Genomic DNA, 20,085 nt, shown 5'->3' with positions numbered 1-20,085 from the left:
CCCTGTGGCATGAGGCGGCCTCTGCGGGCGTGGTGGAATTGGTAGACGCGCTGGATTCAAAATCCTGTTCCGAAAGGAGTGCCGGTTCGACCCCGGCCGCCCGCACCATCTCTCTTCGAAATCAAGGGCTCGGAACGCAAACGGCCCGCACCGGAGCTAGGCAGGTTCGGCGCGGATCCGCGTCGTAGCGAGCCATGGTTCGGAACGGGCCGCAGCAAGATCGGGGAGGAAACTCTGATCCGATCGCGCGGCTTTCTGCCATTATGGCGAAGCTTTGAAAAGGCTTCTCACCTGGCGTGCGCCAGGCGAAACCAGGGCGTGGAATTCAGCCCAGTTCGCGATGAAAGAAGGTCGTGACCTCGGCCAGGACCGGCGCCTTCTTGCGGAACAGGGGCGAGAAGGTCGCGATCAGGTCGGCATGGTCCAGACCGGGATAGAGCCGGGCCTCCGACCGACCGCCGACCGACCGCATCCGCTCGTCCAGAATGATCGTGTCCTCGTCATGCACCACGGTGTCGGCCGTGCCGTGGCCCAGCCAGATCGGGGGGGCGTCAGGGCGGACGAAGGCGACCGGCTGGGTCAGGGTCGGATCGGGCGCGCGGCCGAAGGCGTTCTTGGACGCCGGCACGTCGAACGGCAGGAAGTCATAGGGTCCGGCCAGGCCCGCCGCCGCCTTGATCAGGTCCGATCGCCCGACGGCCTCCATGTAGCGGCGGTCCAGGGCGATCATCATGGCCAGATGGGCGCCGGCCGAATGGCCCAGCACGCCCAGCCGATCCGGGTCGCCACCGAGGGGTCGAACCACTTCCGCCGCCTTGGCCGTGGCGGCGGCCGCATCCTCGATGAAGGCGGGAAAGACTACCTGGGGCACGATGCGATAGTCCGGCAGAACCACGACGAACCCTTTGGCCGCCAGGGCCTGGGCCGCCCAGCCATACTGGTCGCGCGAGCCTGAATCCCAGCCGCCGCCATAGAAGAAGACGAGGGTCGGATGGGTCCCGGACCTGGTCGGCGCATAGACGTCCATCCGCTGGCGGGGGTCGTCGCCATAGGCGATGTCGCGCGCCACCCGACGCACGCCGGCGTCGCGCGGCCCCAGAGTGTTCAGCAGGCTCAGCGGCGAACAGGCGGCGGCGAGAAAGCCCAGGGCGGGCGCGAACAGGCCGCGGCGGGTCATGTGATCAAGTCCATGCCTCCAATACGCCGCCGCGCGCCGTCCGGCTCAAGCCTGGTCGACAATTATCTCGCGCCGGCGATCAACTGGCCGCAATTGGCGTCCTCGGCCAGGCCCGGATCGACGAAGGCGAACAGGGCGGTGACCGGCGCCACCACCGCGCCCAGCAAGCCGGCGAACCCGCCCTGTCCAACCAGGGCCCCGGTGTCGACGCCGATGCGCGGCGCGGTCAGCGCGCCCTGGACGGTGATCGGCGCCCAGATCCGCAGCAGCCGCGGCTTCTTGGACTCGCCGTCAATCCTCAGGTTCAGCGTCTCCTCGCCAAGATTTATGGACCCCTTGCCCTGGGCCAGGACGACATCTGTATCGACGACGAAGGTCCGGGCCGTCGCCGTGCCGCCGCTGACGGTGAAGTCCGCCACCGCGCAGCGGATGTCGGCTGTCGACTGGTCGCCGCGCAACAGCTTCAACAGCCCGGCGCTGGCGTTGATGCCCAGCAGTTCGGCGAAGGCCGACCGCATCTGACCACTGGGAACGACCAGGCTGAGCGAGCCTTTCGACGCCGCTGCGAAGTCGTGGATCGAGGCGCCCGGCCCCTCCAGCCGCGCCCGGCCCAAGGCTCGACCGGTCAGGGGGACAGAGCCGTTGCGGGCGGGAATGATCGATTCCAGCGGATAGCCCGCCAGTCGGAAGTCGATGGCGCTGTACGGCGTGTCGCGCGTGGCGTTGATCCGCGCCGTGCCGTTCAGTTCGCCCCGGTTGAAGTTGAAGCTGACCGGGTCAAGATTCAGGATTCCGTCCTTCAGGTCCGCGCCCAGATTCACAGCCCGGACGTCCAGCTCATTCGCCTTCACCGTGGCGGCGCGATAGGTCAGGGTCCCGTCCATGGTCCGCAGACGCTCGGTCTGCAGGGTGGCGTCGGGCAGCAGCTTGCCGCCGACGGCGACCGGCGCCTCCGTATTGGTGCCCGCCGCATTGGTCTGGGTCCGCGTGCCCAGAACCGCGGCCAGGTCGTCGATGTCCAGCCGTCGAGAGGTCAGTTGGGCGTCGACCCGCAACCGCTCGGCCGCGTCGACACGCACATCGCCGGACAGATCCGAGGCGCCGACCCGGCCGTCGAAGTCGTTGAAGCTCCAGACGCTCTCGTTGCGGTTCAAGGCCCCGGACAACCGGTAGGGCGGCGTATTGGGCAGGGTCACGCCGGTCAGCAGATACAGATCCGAAAGATCCCGCCCCTGCAGGGTCAGGGTCGCGTCGAACCGGCCAAGGTCGAACGGCCGGGTGATGGCGCCCTTGGCGTTCAGACGCGAGCCCGCGCCGCTGACGTTGGCCTCGAACTGATAGGGGCGATTGCGGCGGATATTGATGAAGGGACCGCCCTGAACCCGCAGCGTCAGCGGCGAGCCGTTGACCGTGCCCTGACCGTCCAGAACGAAACCCGCGTCGCCGCCGGCGGCCTCGCGCGCATTGACGGCGGCTTCGAGCGTCAGTTCGCGGCGCTGTTCGTCGAAGAACAGCTTGCCGTCGGTGATGACCAGTTGCTGGATCACCGGCAGCTTCATCCCCTCGCCCGTATCCGGTTTGCCGGGGTTCAGCTCCCAGCTCTTCCGCCCGTCCTCGGTCGCGATCAGCACGACGTCCGGGCGGGTGAAGCTGAGCAGCGGCATCTCGATCTGGCCGGCGAACAGTTTGCGCAGGCGCACAGAGGCGCGGATCTCCTCGACGTCGGCCGTGTCGCGATCCCGCGCCCATTCCGGCCCGCCGACCTTGAGGTCGCGCACCACCGCTGACGGCGTCCAGCTGAACAGATTGACGTCCAGGTCGCCCTGCAGCGCGATCTCGCGATCATACTTGGCCGAGGCCCAGCGCCCTATGGGGCCGCGCAGCATGTTCCAGTCGAACAGGATCAGGAACAGAACGATCAGGGCGATCAGCAGCAGGACCAGGCCGCCGGCCCATTTCTCGGCCGGGCCAGGACGACGGACGGCGGCGTAGACCGGGTCGTTTTCCTGAACCCACCGACGCCATTCCCGCGTGCGGGCGCCAGCCGGAACCAACGCCTTCTCGCGCACGCCAGCCCACAATTCGTTCCATTTCAGCGTCTTGGACAAGAGGTCATCTCCGCAAGCCAGAGACAACGCCTCAATCGCCGATTGGCGCCGTCCCCGCTGCAAACAGGCTTCAGGGCGGCGATCGTCACTCATTTGACGCGCGTTTGTCGCAAAAACTTTACAACACGAAAAATCGGCGCATATTTCATCAGCGCCCTGATCTTAATTCAGGCCATAGGAGGATGAAGAATGAACCGCCTTGTCTCGCCCGCCCTGGTCGCCGTCGCCGTCGCGGCCTTCGCGGCGCCCAGTTTCGCCCAGGCCCCGCGAACCCAGTCCGCACGCGTCGAACGTGCGGCCGCGCTGCAGTCCGTGATGATGTGCGCGACCGACACGGCCACCCGTCGCGCCTATCAACGCGAGTTCGGCTCGGCCCCGGTGTTCGTCACGGCCCAGGAAGCCATCGCGTCACGGCAGGCCGGCCAGCGCTGGACCGCCCCGCGCTGCATGACCGAACATCAGTACAACCGTCTGGTCGCCTCGACCCAGACGCGCGCCTCGCTGTAGGCCTGCGGCCAAAGCAGGAAGGGGCGCGGCCGATCGGCCGCGCCCCTTCGCAATTCAGCCTGTAAGGCCGAGCCCTACTGGGCCGGGGTCAGGTATTTGTCGAGCCAGCCGAACACCTCGTCGTGCCATTGCACGCTGTTGGCGGGCTTCAGCACCCAGTGGTTCTCGTTCGGGAAGACGACCAGACGGCTGTCGATGCCGCGGCGCTGCAGGGCGGTGTAGGTCGACAGGCCCTGGGCGGTCGGGATGCGGAAGTCCAGGTCGCCCTGGACGACCAGCATGGGCGTGCGCCAGTTCTCGACATGATTGGCCGGATTGAACTTCTGATAGCCCTCCGGCTTGTCCCACGGCGTGCCGCCGTATTCCCACTCGGTGAACCACAGTTCTTCGGTCGAATAGCCCATGGCGAAGGTGTCGAAGACGCCGTCGTGATTGACCAGGCATTTGAACGCATTCGACCAGTTGCCGGCGATCCAGTTGATCATATAGCCGCCGTAGGAGGCGCCCAGGGCGCAGGCGTTCTGGCCGTCCAGGAAGCTGTATTGCTGCTGGGCGTAGGCCCAGCCCTTCTGCAGGTCTTCCAGCGGGCGGTCGCCCCAGTGCTGGCTGATCGCGTCGGTGAAGCCCTGGCCGTAGCCGGTCGAACCGTGGAAATCGATCATCACCACCGCATAGCCGGCGCCGGCATAGGTCTCGGGATTCCAGCGATAGGACCAGCCGTCGCCGAACGAGCCCTGCGGCCCGCCGTGGATCAGGAAGGCGACCGGATATTTCTTCCCTTCCTCATAGCCGACCGGCTTGATGACATAGCCGTGGACCGTCTCGTTGTTCCAGCCTGGGAAGCTGAACTGCTCGTATTCCCCGAACTGTTTGGCGTCGAAGGCGGGGTTGGCGTTGGTCAGACGACGCGGCATCTCACGACCGAGGAAGGTCTTGAAATACAGGTCGCTGGGCGCCTTCAGCGTATCCTGGGCGAAGACGAAGCCCGACGGCGTCTGCTGGAAGGCGGAGACATGGCCGGGCCCGGTGATCGGGGTCACCACGCCGTTGCGCGTATCCACGGCGAACAGCCTGGTCGAGCCGACGTCGCCGGCCGTGGTGTAGAGGGTCTGGCCGTCACGCGCCCATTGCAGGGTGTCCGCCGAACGGTCCCAGTTCGAGGCGATCTCGCGCTTCTGGCCCGTCGCCACGTCCATCAGCACGATCTGATAACGGTCGGCCTCGAAGCCCGGACGGGCCATGGCGCGATAGGCCAGGGTGCGGCCGTCCGGCGAGAAGACCGGGCCGGCGTCCCAGGCGTCGTTATCGTCGGTCAGATTGGTGAAGGTCCCGTCGCCGGTCAGGCCGTTGGTCTTCCACAGATCGAAATTGGTGCTCCACGGCTCGGTCTTGCCGGCCAGACGCGCCGAGAAGACGATGGAGTCGCCCGCCGGGGTGAAGACGAAGTCGCTCTCGTCGCCGAACGGCTTGGACGGGGTGTCGCCGTCGAAACCCTTGGTCACCCAGGCCGGGGTTCCGGTCGCCTTGCCGTCGCGGCCGATCGACTGGACGAACAGATGGTTCTGGGTGTGGTCGTTCCAGGTGTCCCAGTGGCGCACGAACATCCGGTCATAGACCTGGCCGGTCGACTTGCGCTCGGCGGCGGCCTTGCCGGCCTCGACCGAGGCGTTCAGGTCGGCCGCGTCGGGATAGACGGCCAGGGACACCGCCACCTTGTCGCCCGAGGGGCTGATCCGATAGGCGTTCACGTCCAGCGGCAGATTGGTCACCTGCACCGGCGCCGCCGTCGGCGAGGCCACGCGCCAGACCTGACTGGCGCCCGACTTGCCCGACAGGAAATACAGATTGCCGTCCCCGCCCCAGCGCGCGGTGTTCGCCCCCTGGTCCGAGATGGCCAGGCGGCGCGGCGCGACATCCGGGCTCTGCAGATCCAGCATCCACAGGCTGCCCGCACGGCGGTTGGCCTCGACGTCCGTCGTCGTCACCGAATAGACGACATAGCGCCCGTCCGGCGACACCTGCGGATCGCCCAGCCGGTTGGCGGTGATCATGTCCTGATAGGTGAAGGCGTCGGGCGTGGCGGCGGCGGCCGGAACCGGCGCGGGCGGCGTCTGGGCCAGGGCCGGAGCGGCGACGCTCATCAGAGCGACGGCGGCGACGGCGGACAGAAGGGAGCGGTGGCGCATGGGGGCTTTCCTCGCAAAGCTTGCTGCGACGTGGCGTAGCACCGTCCCGGGGCGCGTCAATGGGCCGCTCAGCCTTCCGGCGCCGTATAGCGACCGACCCAGTCCAGGATTTCCTGCTGCCAGTCGACCCAGGTGCGCGGCTTCAGCACCCAGTGGTTCTCGTCCGGCACATGGACGAAGCGGCTGGGGATCCCCTCGCGCTGCAGGGCCGAGAAGGTGGCCAGCCCCTGTTCCATCGGCACGCGGAAGTCCTTGGACCCGTGCAGCACCAGCATCGGCTTGGACCAGTCGCCGACATAGGTCTCGGGATTGAAGGCGTCATAGACGGCCTTGCGTTCCCAGCTCGGCCCGCCGAACTCGTGGATGAAATTGCCGATGTCCATGGCGTTCATCAGCTGGGGCACGTCGAAGACCCCGGCGTGATTGACCAGGCAGCGCCACGGCCCGTTCCACTTGCCGGCGATCATATTGACCATATAGCCGCCGTAGGAGGCGCCCAGGGCGCAGGCCCGGTCGCCGTCGATCCACGGATTGTTCATCAGGGCCGCCGTCCAGCCCTTCTCCAGATCCTCCAGCGGCCGGTCGCCCCAGTGGTCGTTGATGGCGTCGGTGAAGGCCTGGCCGTAGCCGGGCGAGCCGTGGAAATTGATCATCACCACCGCATAGCCGGCGGCCGTATAGACCTGCGGGTTCCAGCGGTAGGAGAAGCTCTCGGTCCAGGGCGACTTGGGTCCGCCGTGGATCAGATAGACGGCCGGATAGCGACGCCCTTCCACCGCCCCGGCCGGCTTGAACACCCAGCCCTGGACCGGCTCGCCGTTCCAGCCGGCGAAGGTGAAGGCCTCGCCCTTCGGCAGGTCCAGCTGGGCCAGGACCTCGGCGTTGTGATGCGTCACCTGGCGCGGCTCGCCGCCGGTCTGGACGAAGATCTGGGTCGGGGCGACGAAACTCTCGTGGGCGTAGGCCAGAACCCCCGCGACCTCCTCGTAGGAACCGACCGTGCCGCTTCCGGTCAGGGGCGTGACCCGGCCGCTGCGCGCATCGACCGAGAAGAGGCGGTTCTGCCCCTCGTCCGCTGCCGAGACCAGCAGGGCGCGACCGTCGGTGCGCCACTGAAGCCCGCCCGCGCCGCGATCCCAGTCGGTCAGCTTCTTGGCGCCCGCGCCGTCAGCATTGGCCGTCCAGACCGCCGCCTGATCGCCGCCGACATTCTCGCGCGGGGCCGACAGCCAGGCCAGACGCCGTCCGTCCGGCGAGAAGACGGGATTGCCGTCCGGTCCGGTATTGGCCTCGGTCAGATTGACCGGCGCCCCGCCGTCCAGAGCGACGCGGAAGACGTCGCTGTTGCTGGTGAAGGGCTCGCCCGCCCCCTGCGTCTGGGTTCCATAGACCAGGGTCCGGCCATCAGGCGAAATGTCGAAGCTGGAATCCCCCGCCGAGACATCGGCGTCCAGCCCCGTCATCAGATCTCGCGGTTCGCCGCCGCCCAGACCGGACCCGTTCAGCGGCAGGACGAACAGATGGGTGCGGCGCGTATCGACCCAGTGGTCGAAGTCCCGCAGCGGCAGGCGGTCATAGGACTGGATGGTCGACTTGCCCCGCGCGTCCAGCCGGATCTTGGTGCAGGCCAGGGTGTCGCAATCGACGAAGACCGAGACCGCCAGGACCAGGGACCTGCCGTCCGGGGCGATGCGGAAGCCCGACACGTCGAACGGCAGGGTCGTCACCTGGGCCGCCGCCATGCCGGCGACGTCGGCGCGCCAGACCTGGTTCGACCCGCCGCGCGACGACAGGAAATAGATCGCCCCGCCGTCCGGCGCCCAGCGCGCGCCCGAGACGCCGCCTTCCGAGATCGCCAGTTTGCGCGGTTCGCCGCCGGCGGCATCGGCCAGCCACAGGCTGTTCACGCCCTTGTTGCCATCCCAGTCGGTGGTGCGCACGGCATAGAGGATGCGACGCCCGTCGGGCGAGACGCGCGGCTCGCTGACCCGTTCCATCATGGCCAGATCACGCAGGGACAGACCACGCGGCGCGGCGGCCTCGGTCGCCGAAGCTACAGGCGTCGCCTCCTGGGCCAAGGTCGGCGCGGCCGACAGCATCAGGGCTCCGAAGGCGGCGGCCGCCATCCAGCGTGAACGCGTCATGTCTGAAATCCCCACAGGTTCTGCGACCTTGATAGGGGGCAGCCATCGGATCGCCAAGCGTACAGGACGCCGCGCATCTTGCCCGGCCGACGCGAACCGGCGACAAGCGGACTTCCATGGATTCAGCCTCTCTTCCCGCCAAGCGACAACCGCACATCGTCGATGTGCTAATCGCCGAACGCGCGCCGCGCCTGACCGCCTCGCCCCTGTGGCCCGTGGTGCGGCCGGCCCTCTATGGCGTGCTGGGTTATGGGGCGGCGGTGCGGATGGCCGACGCCATCCAGCCCCTGTCGGGCGCCGGGACCTTCGACTACGTCTCCGATCTGCTGAAACTGCAGGTGACGACGACCAATCTGGACCGCCTGCCCGCGACCGGCCGCTGCGTCGTGGTCTGCAACCACCCGACCGGCATCGCCGACGGGGTCGCGGTCTTCGACGCGATCCGCCAGAGGCGGGGCGACATGATCTTCTTCGCCAACGCCGACGCCATCCGCGTCTCGCCCCGCCTGAACGAGACCATCATCCCGGTCGAATGGGTCCACGAGAAACGCACCCGCGAAAAGACCCGCGCCACCCTGAACGCCGCCAGGGAGGCCTTCGAGGCCGAACGCTGCGTCGTCATGTTCCCCGCCGGCCGACTGGCGCGCGAGAAGAACGGCCTGCTGACCGACCCCGAATGGGCCCCGACCGCCGCCTCGATGGCGCGCAAGTACGACGCCCCGGTCGTGCCGATGCACGTCACCGGCCCCTACAGCCGGCTGTTCCACCTGTTCGACAAGGTCTCGCAGGAGTTGCGGGACGTCACCCTGTTCCACGAACTGCTGAACAAGGCGAACCGGCCGTTCGGCGTCGACGTCGGCCTGCCGATCCCGGCCGAACGACTGGACGTGGACGCCGCCAGGGCCACCGAGGCGCTCAAACATTTCACCGAACGCACCCTGGCCGCCGATCCTGACGCGGTGTTCGCATGAAGCTGGTTCTGAACGACGCCGAAGCCACCACCCGCCTGGGCCAGGTTATCGCCCCCCTGCTGCGGGCGGGGGACAGCGTGCTTCTGTACGGACCGCTCGGCATGGGCAAATCGACCCTGGCGCGCGGCCTGATCCGCGTCCTGACCACGCCTGACGAGGACGTGCCCAGCCCGACCTTCACCCTGGTCCAGTTCTACGAATCCGACCCGCCCGTCGCCCATTTCGACCTCTATCGCCTGACCCGGCCCGAGGAGGCCTTCGAGGTCGGGCTGGACGAGGCTCTGGACGACGGCTGCGCGATCATCGAATGGCCCGAGCGGCTGGGCGAGGCGCCGGGGCGTTTCCTGGGGCCGGACCGGCTAGTCATTGAAATTTCCGAGCAAGGCGACGGCCGCCTTGCGTCCGTTTCTGGCGCAGGCCGGTGGGAAGACCTGATCGACCATGTCCACCTCTGATCGCGAACAGCTTCGCCTCGACTTCTTGAACCGCGCTGGCCTGGCCGAGGCCGCCCGCGCCCCCCTGCCCGGCGACGCCTCGACGCGGCGTTACGAGCGGCTGACCCCGGTCGCGGGCCCGTCCCTGATGCTGATGGACCAGGCCCCGGCCGCCGAGAGCCCGCCCGCCGATCCGGCCTGGACGCCGGAGCAACGCCGCGCCGCCGGCTGGAACGCCGTCGCCCGCCTGTCGGCCGGACGGATCGAGGCCTTCGCCGCCGTCGCCGCCCATCTGAAGTCGCTGGGCCTGTCCGCCCCCGCCATCCCGGCCCTGGACGCGCCGAACGGCCTGGCCGTGCTGGAGGATTTCGGCGACGCCCTGTTCGCCCGCGTCATCGAGGCCGGCGCCGACGAGACGCCCCTCTATCTGACCGCCATCGAGGCCCTGGCGACCCTGCACGACGCCGGAACCCCGCCCGAGGTCCTGACCGGCCCCGGCGGCGACTGGCCCCTGCTGACCTATGACGAGACGGCGCTGCAGGGCGGGGCCGATCTGTTCGTCGAATGGCTGCCCCGGTTCGACGACCGCGTCGCCTTCGACGCCGCCGTCGTCGCCGACTGGCGCGAGGCCTGGGCGCCCATCGTCGCCTCGGGCGCGGCCGGCGCCTCGGTCATGGCCCACCGGGACTATCACGCCGAGAACCTGATCTGGCTGCCCGAGCGCGACGGCGCCGCCCGTGTCGGCCTGATCGACTTCCAGGACGCGGTGCACGCCCACCCGTCCTGGGATCTGCACTCCCTGCTGCAGGACGCCCGCCGCGACGTCTCCCCCGCCCTGGAGGCCGAGGCCCTGGACCGCTATTTCGCCCTGCGCCCCGGCGTGGACCGGGCCGCCTTCATGGCCGATTACGCCGGGCTCGCCGCCCTGAACGAGGCGCGGATCATCGGCGTCTTCGCCCGGCTGATCGCCCGCGACGGCAAGCCCCGCTATCGCCAGTTCCTGCCGCGCATGTGGCGGCATCTGAACGCCAATCTGGAACAACCGGCCCTGGCGCCCGTCGCCCGCTGGTTCGACCGCCATGTTCCTCCCGAGGCGCGCGGATGAGCGCGACGTCCAAAAGAAAGCGGGTCCGCGCATGAGCCACAAGATCGCGCCCAAGACCGCCATGGTGCTGGCCGCCGGCCTGGGCACCCGGATGCGTCCCCTGACCGACGACCGACCCAAGGCCCTGGTCGAGGTGCAAGGCCGCGCCCTGATCGACCATGTGCTGGACCGTCTGGTCGAGGCCGGGATCGAAAAGGCCGTGGTCAACGTCCACTGGTTCGCCGACCGGCTGGAGGGACATCTGGCCCGGCGGACCGCGCCCCGGATCGTCATCTCCGACGAGCGCGACGAACTGCTGGAGACCGGCGGCGGCCTGAAGAAGGCCCATCCCCTGCTGGGCGGCGCCCCCGTCTTCGTCGCCAATATCGACAGCGTCTGGACGGACAAGGGCGACGCCCTGGGCGACCTGGTCCGTCTGTGGGACCCGACGAAGATGGACGCCGCCCTGCTGCTGGCCAGACGCGAGGGCGCCATCGGTTTCGAGGGCGACGGCGACTTCTTCCTGAGGGACGACGGCGGCCTGGCCTTCCGCGGCGCGGCCGACAGCGCGCCCTACGCCTATATGGGCGTCCACATCACCCGGCCGGGATACGCCGACAACGGCCCGGACGGCCCCTTCTCCCTCAGCCCCCTGTGGCGCAAGTCGGCCGCCGAAGGGCGGCTGTTCGGCTGCGTGCTGGACGGCGACTGGATGCACGTCGGCGACCCGCAGGCGCGGGATCAGGCCGAGGCGAAACTGGCGCAGGAAGGGTGACGGCCTTCGATCCCTTCGAAGGGGCCATTCCCCGCTGGTACGCCATCCCCGCGCACCGGCCGTTCCTCGAGGACCTGGCCGCCGGCGTCCTGGCTTGGCTGGGCGAACTGCCGCCCGAGACCCTGTCCGACGCCACCATACTGCTGCCCAACCGCCGCGCCGCCCGCGCCTTCACCGGCGCCCTGTCGAAACTGTCGGGCGACCGGCCGGTCCTGCTGCCCCAGGTGCGGCCTCTGGGCGATCTGGAGGAGGACGAGCCCCCCTTCACCCCCGGCGCCCTCGGCCTCGATCTGCCGCCCGCCATCCCCGCCCTGACCCGGCGGTTCGAGATGGCGCGGATGATCGTCGAACAGTTCGACCCCGGCCTGACCCCGATGCGGGCGCTGGACCTGGCGGATGCGCTGGGCGGCTTCCTCGATTCCTGCCAGCTGGAGGAGGTCGAAAACCCCGAACGGATCGCAACCCTCGTCGACGGCGAAATGGCCGAACACTGGGAGAAGTCGGCGAAGTTCCTGGGTCTGGCGGTCGAGGCCTGGCCGAAGCGTCTGGCCGAACTGGGTCTGGTCGACCCTGCCTGGCGGCGCGCCACCCTGCTGCGTCGCCTCGCCGAACTGTGGGACCGCGAGCCCCCGACCCAGCCGGTGATCGCCGCCGGTTCGACCGGCACCGTCCCCGCCGCCGCCGAGGTGCTGAAGGCCGTGGCCAGGGCGCCCCTGGGCTGCGTCGTCCTGCCCGGTCTGGACCTCGACCTAGACACCGGCGTCTGGGATCGGCTGGACGAACAGCATCCGCAGAGCGCGATGAAACGCCTGCTGGACCGGGCCGACGTCGCCCGCGACCAGGTCCGTCCCTGGTTCAAACCCGCCGTCACCCCCGCCGTCGAGGCGCGCGGTCTGGCCCGTCAGCGACTGGTCAACGAGGCCCTGCGCCCGGCCGAGGCCACCGACGACTGGCGCGGGGCCATCCGCGACATTCGCGCCGCCGCCGTCGCGCGCGGCGAGGCCCGCGACCCCATCGCCGAGGGCCTGCAGGGCCTGTCCCTGCTGACCGTCCGCGCCGAGGAAGAGGCCGCCGCCGCCATCGCCCTGATGATGCGCGAGACGCTGGAGACGCCCGGCAAGACCTGCGCCCTGGTCACCCCGGATCAGGCCCTGGGCCGCCGCGTCGCCGCCCGTCTGGAACGCTGGGGCGTCATCCCCGATTCCTCGGCCGGCAGCCCCCTGTCCCGCCTGCCCGCCGGCGCCCTGGTCGATCTGTGCGCCCGGTGGGTCGCCGATCCGGTCCAGCCCCATCTGCTGCTGGCGGTCATCAAACATCCGCTGGTCCGGTTCGATCTGGGCGAGGCCGCTCAGCCCGCCGCCGTCGCCGCCCTGGAGGAGCACGCCCTGCGCGGCCCCCGGCCGCGCGACTTCGCCGCCGTTCGCCGCCGCCTGCTGGAGGCGGTCCAGCCCGACCGGCGCGGCAAGGCTCCGCCCGAGTGGAAACAGGCCCGGCTGTCCGCCGCGACCCGTTTGGTCGACCTGCTGCAAACCGCCGTCGAGGCCGCCACCGCTGGCTTCACCCCGGACGCCGAACTGAATCTGGCCGCCTCGGCCCTGACCCGGCTGATCGAAGAGCTGGCCGGCCAGGACGTCTGGGCCGGTCCCGACGGCGAGGCCGCCGCCGGCCTCCTGTCCGGCCTGATCGAGGGCGGAGCATCACTGGGCAAGGTCCGTCGCGCCGAACTGGCCGAACTGGTCGCCGCCCTGGTCAAGGAGACCGTGGTGCGGACCGGCGGCGCCACCCATCCGTCGCTGCGGATTCTGGGCGCCATCGAGGCCCGTCTGGTCCGCGCCGACCGGATGATTTTAGCCGGGCTGGAGGAAGGCGTCTGGCCCCAGGCCGCCCCGACCGATCCCTTCCTGTCGCGGCCGATGCGCAAGGCCCTGGACCTGCCTCCGCCCGAGCGCCGTCTGGGCCAGACGGCGCAGGACTTCGTCCAGGCCGCCTGCGCCGACGAGGTGGTGCTGATCCACAGCGAACGTCGCGGCGGCCAGCCCGCCGTGCGCTCACGCTGGCTGTGGCGGCTGGAGATGCTGACGCGCGGGGCCGACGCGCCCGAGACCCCCGTCGCCATCGCCCGCCCGACGACCGTGCTCGACTGGGCCCGCGCCCTGGACGCCCCGCCGCCCGGGCCGCCCCAGTTCGCCAGACGGCCCGAGCCGCGCCCGCCGGTGCATCGCCGCCCGCGCAGCCTCTATGTCACCCGGATCGAACGCTGGGTCCGCGACCCCTACGCCGTCTATGCCCTGTGGGTGCTGGGACTGGACGCCATGGAACGGCCCGGGGCCTCGGCCGAGGCCCTGGCGCGCGGTAACGCCGTCCACGCCGCCGTAGAGCGGCTGACGCTGGACTGGCCCGACGTCCTGCCCGATGACGCAGAAGCCCTGCTGCACGGCCATCTGCTGCGCGAACTGGGCGAACGCGGCTTCGAGGATGTGGCCATGGCCCGCGAAGCCCCCCTGGCCAAAAACGCCGCCCGCTGGCTGACCGAGTTCGAGCGCCGCCGTCGCGCACGCGGCGTCGACATCCTGGTCGAACAGCAGGGCGTCATGAGCTTCGACGCCCCGGCCGGCCCCTTCACCGTAAAGGCCTTCGCCGACCGGATCGAGCTGGCGTCGGACGGGGCCGCCGTCATGGACTTCAAGACCGGCGCCGCCCCCAGCGCCAAACAGGTCAAGTCCGGCTTCGCCCCGCAACTGACCCTGACGGCCGCCATCCTGGCCGACGGCGGTTTCGAGCGGACCAACGGCCCGGTCACGCCCGATGAACTGACCTATGTCCGCGTCGTCGGCCGCAAGACGGCGGGCGAGGTGATCACCCGCGCCTCGGGCGCCGAGGCCGCCGACCTGGCCCAGGCGGCGCTGGACGGACTGAAACGCCGCGTCGAGCGGTTCGACGACGAGAACACGCCCTACATCTCTTGGGCCGCGCCCCAGTTCATGGGCAACCAGGGCGGCAACTACGACCATCTGGCCCGCGTCTGGGAATGGTCCGTCATCGGCGACGGAGACGACGGCGAATGAGCACCTCCCCCCAGATCGTCGCCGCCGATCCGCGCCTGACCGTCTTCGTCACCGCCAACGCCGGATCGGGCAAGACCACCACCCTGGTCAATCGGGTGGCGCGACTGCTGCTGGACCGGGTCGACCCCGGCGCCATCCTGTGCGTCACTTACACCAAGGCCGCCGCCGCCGAGATGCAGGCGCGACTGTTCGACCAACTGGGCGGCTGGGCCGTGTTGGACGACGAGAGTCTGTCGCGCGAACTGGCCCGGCTGGACGACGGCGACCCGGCCGTTCTGGACCACGCAGCCCTCTCCCGCGCCCGCAAACTGTTCGCCCGCGCTCTGGAGACGCCGGGCGGGCTGAAGATCCAGACCCTGCACGCCTTCTGCGAGAAGCTGCTGCGCCGTTTCCCGCTGGAGGCCGGGGTCTCGCCCCGCTTCACCGTGCTCGAAGACCAGGCTGCCACCGCCCTCAGCCATTCGGCGCGCGAGGATCTGGCCCGCGCCGCCGTCGCCGACCCGGACGGCCCCATCGGCCAGGCCTACAGCCATTTCGCCGTCGAACTGGACTGGCAGCGCTTCCAGGCGCTGCTGTCGATGATCGAGGCCAAGCGCGCCGATCTGCTGGACTATGTGGACCGGGCCGAGGCCGGGACCGCCCCCGATCCCTGGCGTCTGACCGGCGCCGAGCGCGACCGCAGCCCGGAGGATCTGGAACGGGACTTCGTCGCCTTCCTCGATCCCGCTGAATGGAACCGCATGGCCGAGGCCATGGAGACCGGCTCGACCAACGACCGCAAGATCGCCGACGCCATGAGCGTCGCCGCCCCGCCCTACGCCGGGTTCGCGGCCCTGGCGGGCGTCTTCTGCACCCAGGCGGGCGAGCCCAGGAAAAGCATGGGCACCAAGTCGGCGCCCCAGGGGGCGGTCGGCTGGCTGGTCGATCTGCAAGCCAAATTCCTCGCCACCCGCGAGGCCCTGCGCAAGGCGCGGATCGCCGACGACACGGTCAAGGTCCTGACCCTGGCCCGCGCCCACGCCGCCTTCTACGAAAACGCCAAGGCCCAGCGCGGCGCCCTGGACTTTCCCGATCTGGTCGCCCGCGCGGTCGCCCTGCTGACGCGGGAGAAGGCCGCCGCCTGGGTGCTGTACAAGCTGGATGGCGGGGTCGAACACGTCCTGATCGACGAGGCCCAGGACACCGCCCCCGACCAGTGGGATATCGTCGAGGCCCTGACCGGCGAATTCTACTCGGGCGAAAAGTCCGGCCGCACCGTCTTCGCCGTCGGCGACGAGAAACAGTCGATCTATTCCTTCCAGGGCGCCCGGCCCGAACAGTTGCGGCAGAAGCGGTCGAAATTCCTGGCCCTGTCCGAGGGGGCCGGCGAACCCTTCGCCGGGCCGGAGTTGAACACCTCCTATCGTTCGACTGAGGAGGTGCTGTCTTTCGTCGACGCCGTCTTCGCCGATCCCGACCGCACCCGCGCCCTGACCGGCCCGCAAGGCGACATCGCCCGCCACATCCCCGCCCGGGTCGGCGAGCACGGCGCAATCGACCTGTGGCCCCTGTTCGTCGACGAGCCCGCGCCCGAAACCGACGCCTGGGACGATCCGGTCGATCAGGAGAGCGCCGGCAGCGCCCGCAAGCGGCTGGCCCGCGACCTGGCCCGCGAGATCCGCCGTCAGGTCGAGACCGGCCTCGCCGTCTTCGACCGCAAGGCCGGGGGGCGGCGCGCCGCCGGATACGGCGACTATATCGTTCTGGTCCGCCGCCGCGACGCCACCTTCGAGGAGATCATCCGGGCGCTGAAGACCGAGGGCGTGCCCGTCGCCGGCGCCGACCGGCTGAAACTGTCCAGCCACATCGTGTTTGACGACCTGATCGCCCTGGCGCGGTTCGCCCTCTTCCCCGACGACGACCTGTCCCTGGCCGAGGTGCTGCGCAGCCCCCTGTGCGATGTGGACGAGGACGGCCTCTACGCCCTGGCCGGACGCGAGGGCCGCAAGTCCGGCCAGTTATGGCGCGACCTGCGCGACCGGGCGTCCGAACGCCCCGAATGGAGCCGCGCCCGCGACGCGCTTCAGGCCGCCATAGACGCGCGCGGCGGCGATCCCTTCGCCTTCTTCGCCCAGGCCCTGACGCGGGTGGACGACACCGGCCGTTCGGGCCGCGCCCGCATCCTGGCCCGGCTGGGCCGCGAGGCCGAGGAGGCCATAGACGAGACCCTGAACCAGGTCCTGGCCGCCGAGAACCGAGGCGCCGTCGATCTGGAGACCTGTCTGGCCCAGCTGGAGGCCGCCGACGTCGAGGTGAAGCGCGAACTGGAAGGGGCGCGTGGCGAGGTCCGCGTCATGACCGTCCACGGCGCCAAGGGGCTGGAGGCGCCCATCGTCATCCTGCCCGACACCACGATGAAGGCGAAGGCCCAGGGTCCGTCCCTGATGCCCGCCGTTGTCGGCGAAGACGAGGGCGAGGCCTGGCTGATGGCCCCCGGCTCGGCGAAGGACGACTGCCCCGCCTCGGCCGACGCTCGTGCGGCGCGCCAGACCCGCACCGACGACGAGACCCTGCGCCTGCTCTATGTGGCCCTGACCCGCGCCCGCGACCGGATCATCGTCATGGGCCGCGCCTCCAGCCGGGGCGCCGAGGCCGGCAGCTGGTGGTCCCTCATCGAGGAGACCTTCGACCGTCTGGGCGCCCAGGTGCGCGAGGTCGACAACGGGGTGCGCCGCTACGGCGTCGATCCCGAGACCCGGCCCCGCGCCGACGCCGTGACGCGCGAGGCCGCCCCCCTGCCCGGCTGGGCCGCCGCCGCCCCGCCCGCCGACGCCGCCGCCCGCTTCGCCTCGCCGTCGCGGATGGAGGGCTCCATCCGCATCCCCGCCCCCTCGCCCCTGGCCCGCAGCGCGGCCGGCGGCGCGTCGCTGGGCCGGTTCCGACGCGGCGACCTGATCCACCGTCTGCTGGAACGCCTGCCCGAGATCGCCCCCGCCGACCGTTCTGACGCAGCCCGGCGCCTGCTGGCCCGCGAGACCGATCTCGACGAGGCCCAGCGCGCCGAAATGATCGCCGCCGCCTTCTCGGTGCTGGACGACGCCCGGTTCGCCCCCGTCTTCGGCCAGGGCTCCCGCGCCGAGGTCGCCCTGACCGGATCCGCGCCGAGCCTGCCGCCCGGCGTCTCCATCAACGGCCGGATCGACCGGCTGGTGGTCACGCCCGACCGGGTGCTGGTGGTCGATTACAAGACCAACCGCCCAGCCCCCGACGCCGTCGAGGCCGTCGACGCCGCCTATGTGCTGCAGGCCGCCGTCTATGTGGCGGTGCTGAGACGCCTCTATCCCGACCGTCCGGTCGAAGCCGCCCTGGTCTGGACCGACGGACCGAAACTGATGCCGGTTCCGCAGGCCCTGCTGGACGCGGCGCTCGAGGGCGGTTGAATTGCCCGCGATTCGCTCCCACATCTGCGACTGAACCCGGACGGATCCGGACCAACACCAACACGCGCTCATGCAGCGAGGCCCCGCAGGCCGAGCGATAGCGCCCCAAGGAGCCATCCCATGGCGACTGTAAAAGTCACCGACGAGAGCTTTGACGCCGACGTCCTGAAATCCTCGACCCCCGTCCTGGTGGACTTCTGGGCCGAGTGGTGCGGCCCCTGCAAGCAGATCGGCCCGGCGCTGGAACAGATCGCCGACGAACTGGGCGGCCAGGTCACCGTGGCCAAGATCAACATCGACGACAGCCCCATGACCCCGTCCAAGCTGGGCGTGAAGGGCATCCCGACCCTGATGCTGTTCAAGGACGGCCAGATGACCTCGATGAAGGTCGGCGCCATGCCCAAGGGCAAGATCGTCGAATGGCTGGCCGAGGCCGGCGTCAAGGCCGACGCCTGATCCCTTCGACGCGCCGTTGAAGATCAAGCGCCCGCCGGTTCCGACCGGCGGGCGTTTTTCATGCTAGGATGCCGCCATGAGCGACGAAGACCAGCCGATCCCCACCCCGCTTCCCGACGAGGAAATTCCGGGCGAAACCCCCGTCCAGCGCGCCCTGCGCCTGAAGAACGCCAGGTTCGACGCCAGGCCCAAGGCCCCGCGCGGCGGCCGGTTCCAGCGCGAACAGAACGCCCGGATCGCGGCGGGCAAGTCGCGGCCCTGGATGAGCAAGTAGATAAATAGTCTCCCTCCCCGCTCCGGGGAGGGTCGTCGCGAAGCGACGGGGTGGGGGCGGCCGGCAAGGCCGCACTGCCAGATCCAGGACAGGTCTGTGGGGGTTTCGTTCGGCCGCCCCCACCCGACCTCGCTGCGCTCGGCCACCCTCCCCGAACGGGGAGGGAGAACTCAAGGCCTCGTCAATCCGGCCACGTTTCCCGGCTGGCGCCCAGCACCTCCCCCGCCAGATACAGCGATCCGCAGATCGCCACCCGGCCCGCGCCGAACCGCAACGCCATGTCCAGCGCCTCGCCCACCGATCCGGCCGGCGTCGCCGCCAGCCCATGCCCGCGCGCCACGGCCGCCAGGGCCGCGGGATCCGCCGCCGTCCCGTCGAAGCCGACCGTGAACACCGTCGCCCCCGTCTCTTTCAGCGCGGCGAAGAATCCGCCCGCGTCCTTGTTCGACAGCATGGCGCAGATCAGGGCCAGGGGACGCGGCGCCCGCGCCTGACGCTCAGCCAGAAAGGCCGCCAGCGCGCGTCCGGCGTGGGGATTATGCCCGCCGTCCAGCCACAGTTCCGCATCCGCCGCCCGCGCCGCCTCGCCATAGGGGCCGCCGACGACCCGCTGCAGCCGCGCCGGCCAGCGCACCGCCTTCAAACCCTCGACGATGGCCGTCTCGGGCAGGTCCAGTTCCAGGGCGGCGGCGATGGCCACCCCGGCGTTGTCGATCTGATGCGCGCCCGCCAGGCCCGGCGACGGGAGGTCCAGGAACCGTTCCTGGTTCTGGAACACCAGGCCGCCGCGCTCGGCCCAGGCGTCGAAGTCCACGCCCATGACCGTCAGAGGCGCATGAACCGCCTGAGCCGCCCGCTCGATGGCCGCCATGGCCACCTCCTGCTGGCGCGCGATCACACCTGGGGCCCCCGCCTTCAGCACCCCGGCCTTTTCGGCCGCGATCCCCGCCAGGTCCGTGCCCAGAAACTCCGCATGGTCGTAATCGACCGGCGCGATCACGCTCAGCAGCGGCCGCTCGATCACATTGGTCGCATCCAGAACCCCGCCCAGCCCGACCTCGACGATGGCCAGGTCGGCCGGGGTCTCGGCCATGGCCACGAAGGCGGCGGCGGTCGTGCTTTCGAACACGGTGGCCTCGCCGGACACCGCCTCGATCCGGTCGAGGATGGCGTTCAGCTGATCGTCCTCGATCAGGTTTCCGGCTAGGCGGATCCGCTCGTTGAACCGCACCAGATGGGGCGAGGTATAGGCGTGAACCCGCAAGCCCGCCGCCTCGGCGATGGCGCGGATCATGGCCACGGTCGACCCCTTGCCGTTGGTGCCCGCCACATGGACCACCGGCGGCAGCCGATGCTGCGGGTCGCCCAAGGCGGCGCAGAGCGCCTGCATTCTTTCCAGCGACAGGTCGATCCGCTGGGGGTGGCGCGCACGTAGACGTTCGGAGACGGGATCCATCCGTCTCCTTTAGCGGCAGATCACAAGGA

General features: G+C 70.1%; 14 protein-coding genes and 1 tRNA gene. 10 read left to right on the top strand and 5 right to left on the bottom strand.

Annotated features, from left to right (window positions below; translation table 11 throughout):
* The first annotated feature begins 23 nt into the window (after positions 1–23).
* Positions 24–108: transfer RNA gene (locus ACIQ1T_RS14725), tRNA-Leu, on the top strand.
* A 217-nt stretch (positions 109–325) separates the two neighbouring features.
* Here ACIQ1T_RS14725 and ACIQ1T_RS14720 read toward each other — a convergent pair.
* Positions 326–1,177: an alpha/beta hydrolase gene (locus ACIQ1T_RS14720; protein ID WP_395945297.1), complete on the bottom strand. Its 852-nt coding sequence runs from the start codon at positions 1,175–1,177 to the stop codon at positions 326–328.
* 62 nt (positions 1,178–1,239) lie between these two features.
* The gene (locus ACIQ1T_RS14715; RefSeq protein ID WP_395945296.1) at positions 1,240–3,285 is read right to left on the bottom strand and encodes an AsmA family protein; all 2,046 of its coding nucleotides are present in this window, start codon (positions 3,283–3,285) and stop codon (positions 1,240–1,242) included.
* Between the two features lie 189 nt (positions 3,286–3,474).
* Between ACIQ1T_RS14715 and ACIQ1T_RS14710 the strand changes: the two genes are divergently transcribed.
* A complete protein-coding gene (locus ACIQ1T_RS14710; RefSeq protein WP_395945295.1) occupies positions 3,475–3,792 on the top strand; it encodes a hypothetical protein in 318 nt (105 codons plus the stop codon).
* 74 nt (positions 3,793–3,866) lie between these two features.
* Here ACIQ1T_RS14710 and ACIQ1T_RS14705 read toward each other — a convergent pair whose 3' ends face one another.
* Both ACIQ1T_RS14705 and ACIQ1T_RS14700 read right to left on the bottom strand, forming a co-directional pair.
* The gene (locus ACIQ1T_RS14705) at positions 3,867–5,978 is read right to left on the bottom strand and encodes a prolyl oligopeptidase family serine peptidase (protein WP_395945294.1); all 2,112 of its coding nucleotides are present in this window, start codon (positions 5,976–5,978) and stop codon (positions 3,867–3,869) included.
* 68 nt (positions 5,979–6,046) lie between these two features.
* Positions 6,047–8,122 (bottom strand): prolyl oligopeptidase family serine peptidase, encoded by a 2,076-nt coding sequence (locus ACIQ1T_RS14700; protein ID WP_395945293.1) that lies wholly within the window; start codon positions 8,120–8,122, stop codon positions 6,047–6,049.
* 116 nt (positions 8,123–8,238) lie between these two features.
* Between ACIQ1T_RS14700 and ACIQ1T_RS14695 the strand changes: the two genes are divergently transcribed.
* From ACIQ1T_RS14695 to ACIQ1T_RS14660, 8 genes are all read left to right on the top strand, one after another.
* On the top strand, positions 8,239–9,093 hold the full coding sequence (locus ACIQ1T_RS14695; RefSeq protein WP_395945292.1) for a GNAT family N-acetyltransferase: 855 nt from the start codon (positions 8,239–8,241) through the stop codon (positions 9,091–9,093).
* On the top strand, positions 9,090–9,548 hold the full coding sequence (gene tsaE / locus ACIQ1T_RS14690) for a tRNA (adenosine(37)-N6)-threonylcarbamoyltransferase complex ATPase subunit type 1 TsaE (RefSeq protein ID WP_395945291.1): 459 nt from the start codon (positions 9,090–9,092) through the stop codon (positions 9,546–9,548). Before ACIQ1T_RS14695 ends, tsaE begins: the two co-directional genes overlap by 4 nt.
* Entirely contained in the window at positions 9,535–10,632 is a 1,098-nt protein-coding gene (gene amgK, locus ACIQ1T_RS14685; protein WP_395945290.1) for an N-acetylmuramate/N-acetylglucosamine kinase AmgK, read from the top strand. Before tsaE ends, amgK begins: the two co-directional genes overlap by 14 nt.
* A gap of 61 nt (positions 10,633–10,693) precedes the next feature.
* Positions 10,694–11,386: an N-acetylmuramate alpha-1-phosphate uridylyltransferase MurU gene (murU, locus tag ACIQ1T_RS14680; protein ID WP_395945312.1), complete on the top strand. Its 693-nt coding sequence runs from the start codon at positions 10,694–10,696 to the stop codon at positions 11,384–11,386.
* Positions 11,383–14,451 (top strand): double-strand break repair protein AddB, encoded by a 3,069-nt coding sequence (gene addB, locus ACIQ1T_RS14675; RefSeq protein WP_395945289.1) that lies wholly within the window; start codon positions 11,383–11,385, stop codon positions 14,449–14,451. Before murU ends, addB begins: the two co-directional genes overlap by 4 nt.
* Positions 14,448–17,870, top strand: a complete 3,423-nt coding sequence (addA, locus tag ACIQ1T_RS14670) for a double-strand break repair helicase AddA (protein ID WP_395945288.1) — start codon at positions 14,448–14,450, stop codon at positions 17,868–17,870. Before addB ends, addA begins: the two co-directional genes overlap by 4 nt.
* A gap of 120 nt (positions 17,871–17,990) precedes the next feature.
* On the top strand, positions 17,991–18,326 hold the full coding sequence (gene trxA / locus ACIQ1T_RS14665) for a thioredoxin (RefSeq protein WP_008259544.1): 336 nt from the start codon (positions 17,991–17,993) through the stop codon (positions 18,324–18,326).
* 76 nt (positions 18,327–18,402) lie between these two features.
* Entirely contained in the window at positions 18,403–18,600 is a 198-nt protein-coding gene (locus ACIQ1T_RS14660) for a hypothetical protein (protein ID WP_395945287.1), read from the top strand.
* Positions 18,601–18,781: 181 nt separating this feature from the next.
* On the opposite strand, the gene ACIQ1T_RS14655 is transcribed toward ACIQ1T_RS14660, so the two are convergent.
* Positions 18,782–20,056: a bifunctional folylpolyglutamate synthase/dihydrofolate synthase gene (locus ACIQ1T_RS14655; RefSeq protein ID WP_395945286.1), complete on the bottom strand. Its 1,275-nt coding sequence runs from the start codon at positions 20,054–20,056 to the stop codon at positions 18,782–18,784.
* Between the last annotated feature and the right edge of the window lie 29 nt (positions 20,057–20,085).

This window comes from Brevundimonas sp. (genome assembly GCF_044336875.1).
Classification (GTDB): domain Bacteria; phylum Pseudomonadota; class Alphaproteobacteria; order Caulobacterales; family Caulobacteraceae; genus Brevundimonas.
Note: the sequence above shows the minus strand (reverse complement) of the source record. Positions and strands in the feature narration are given on the sequence as shown.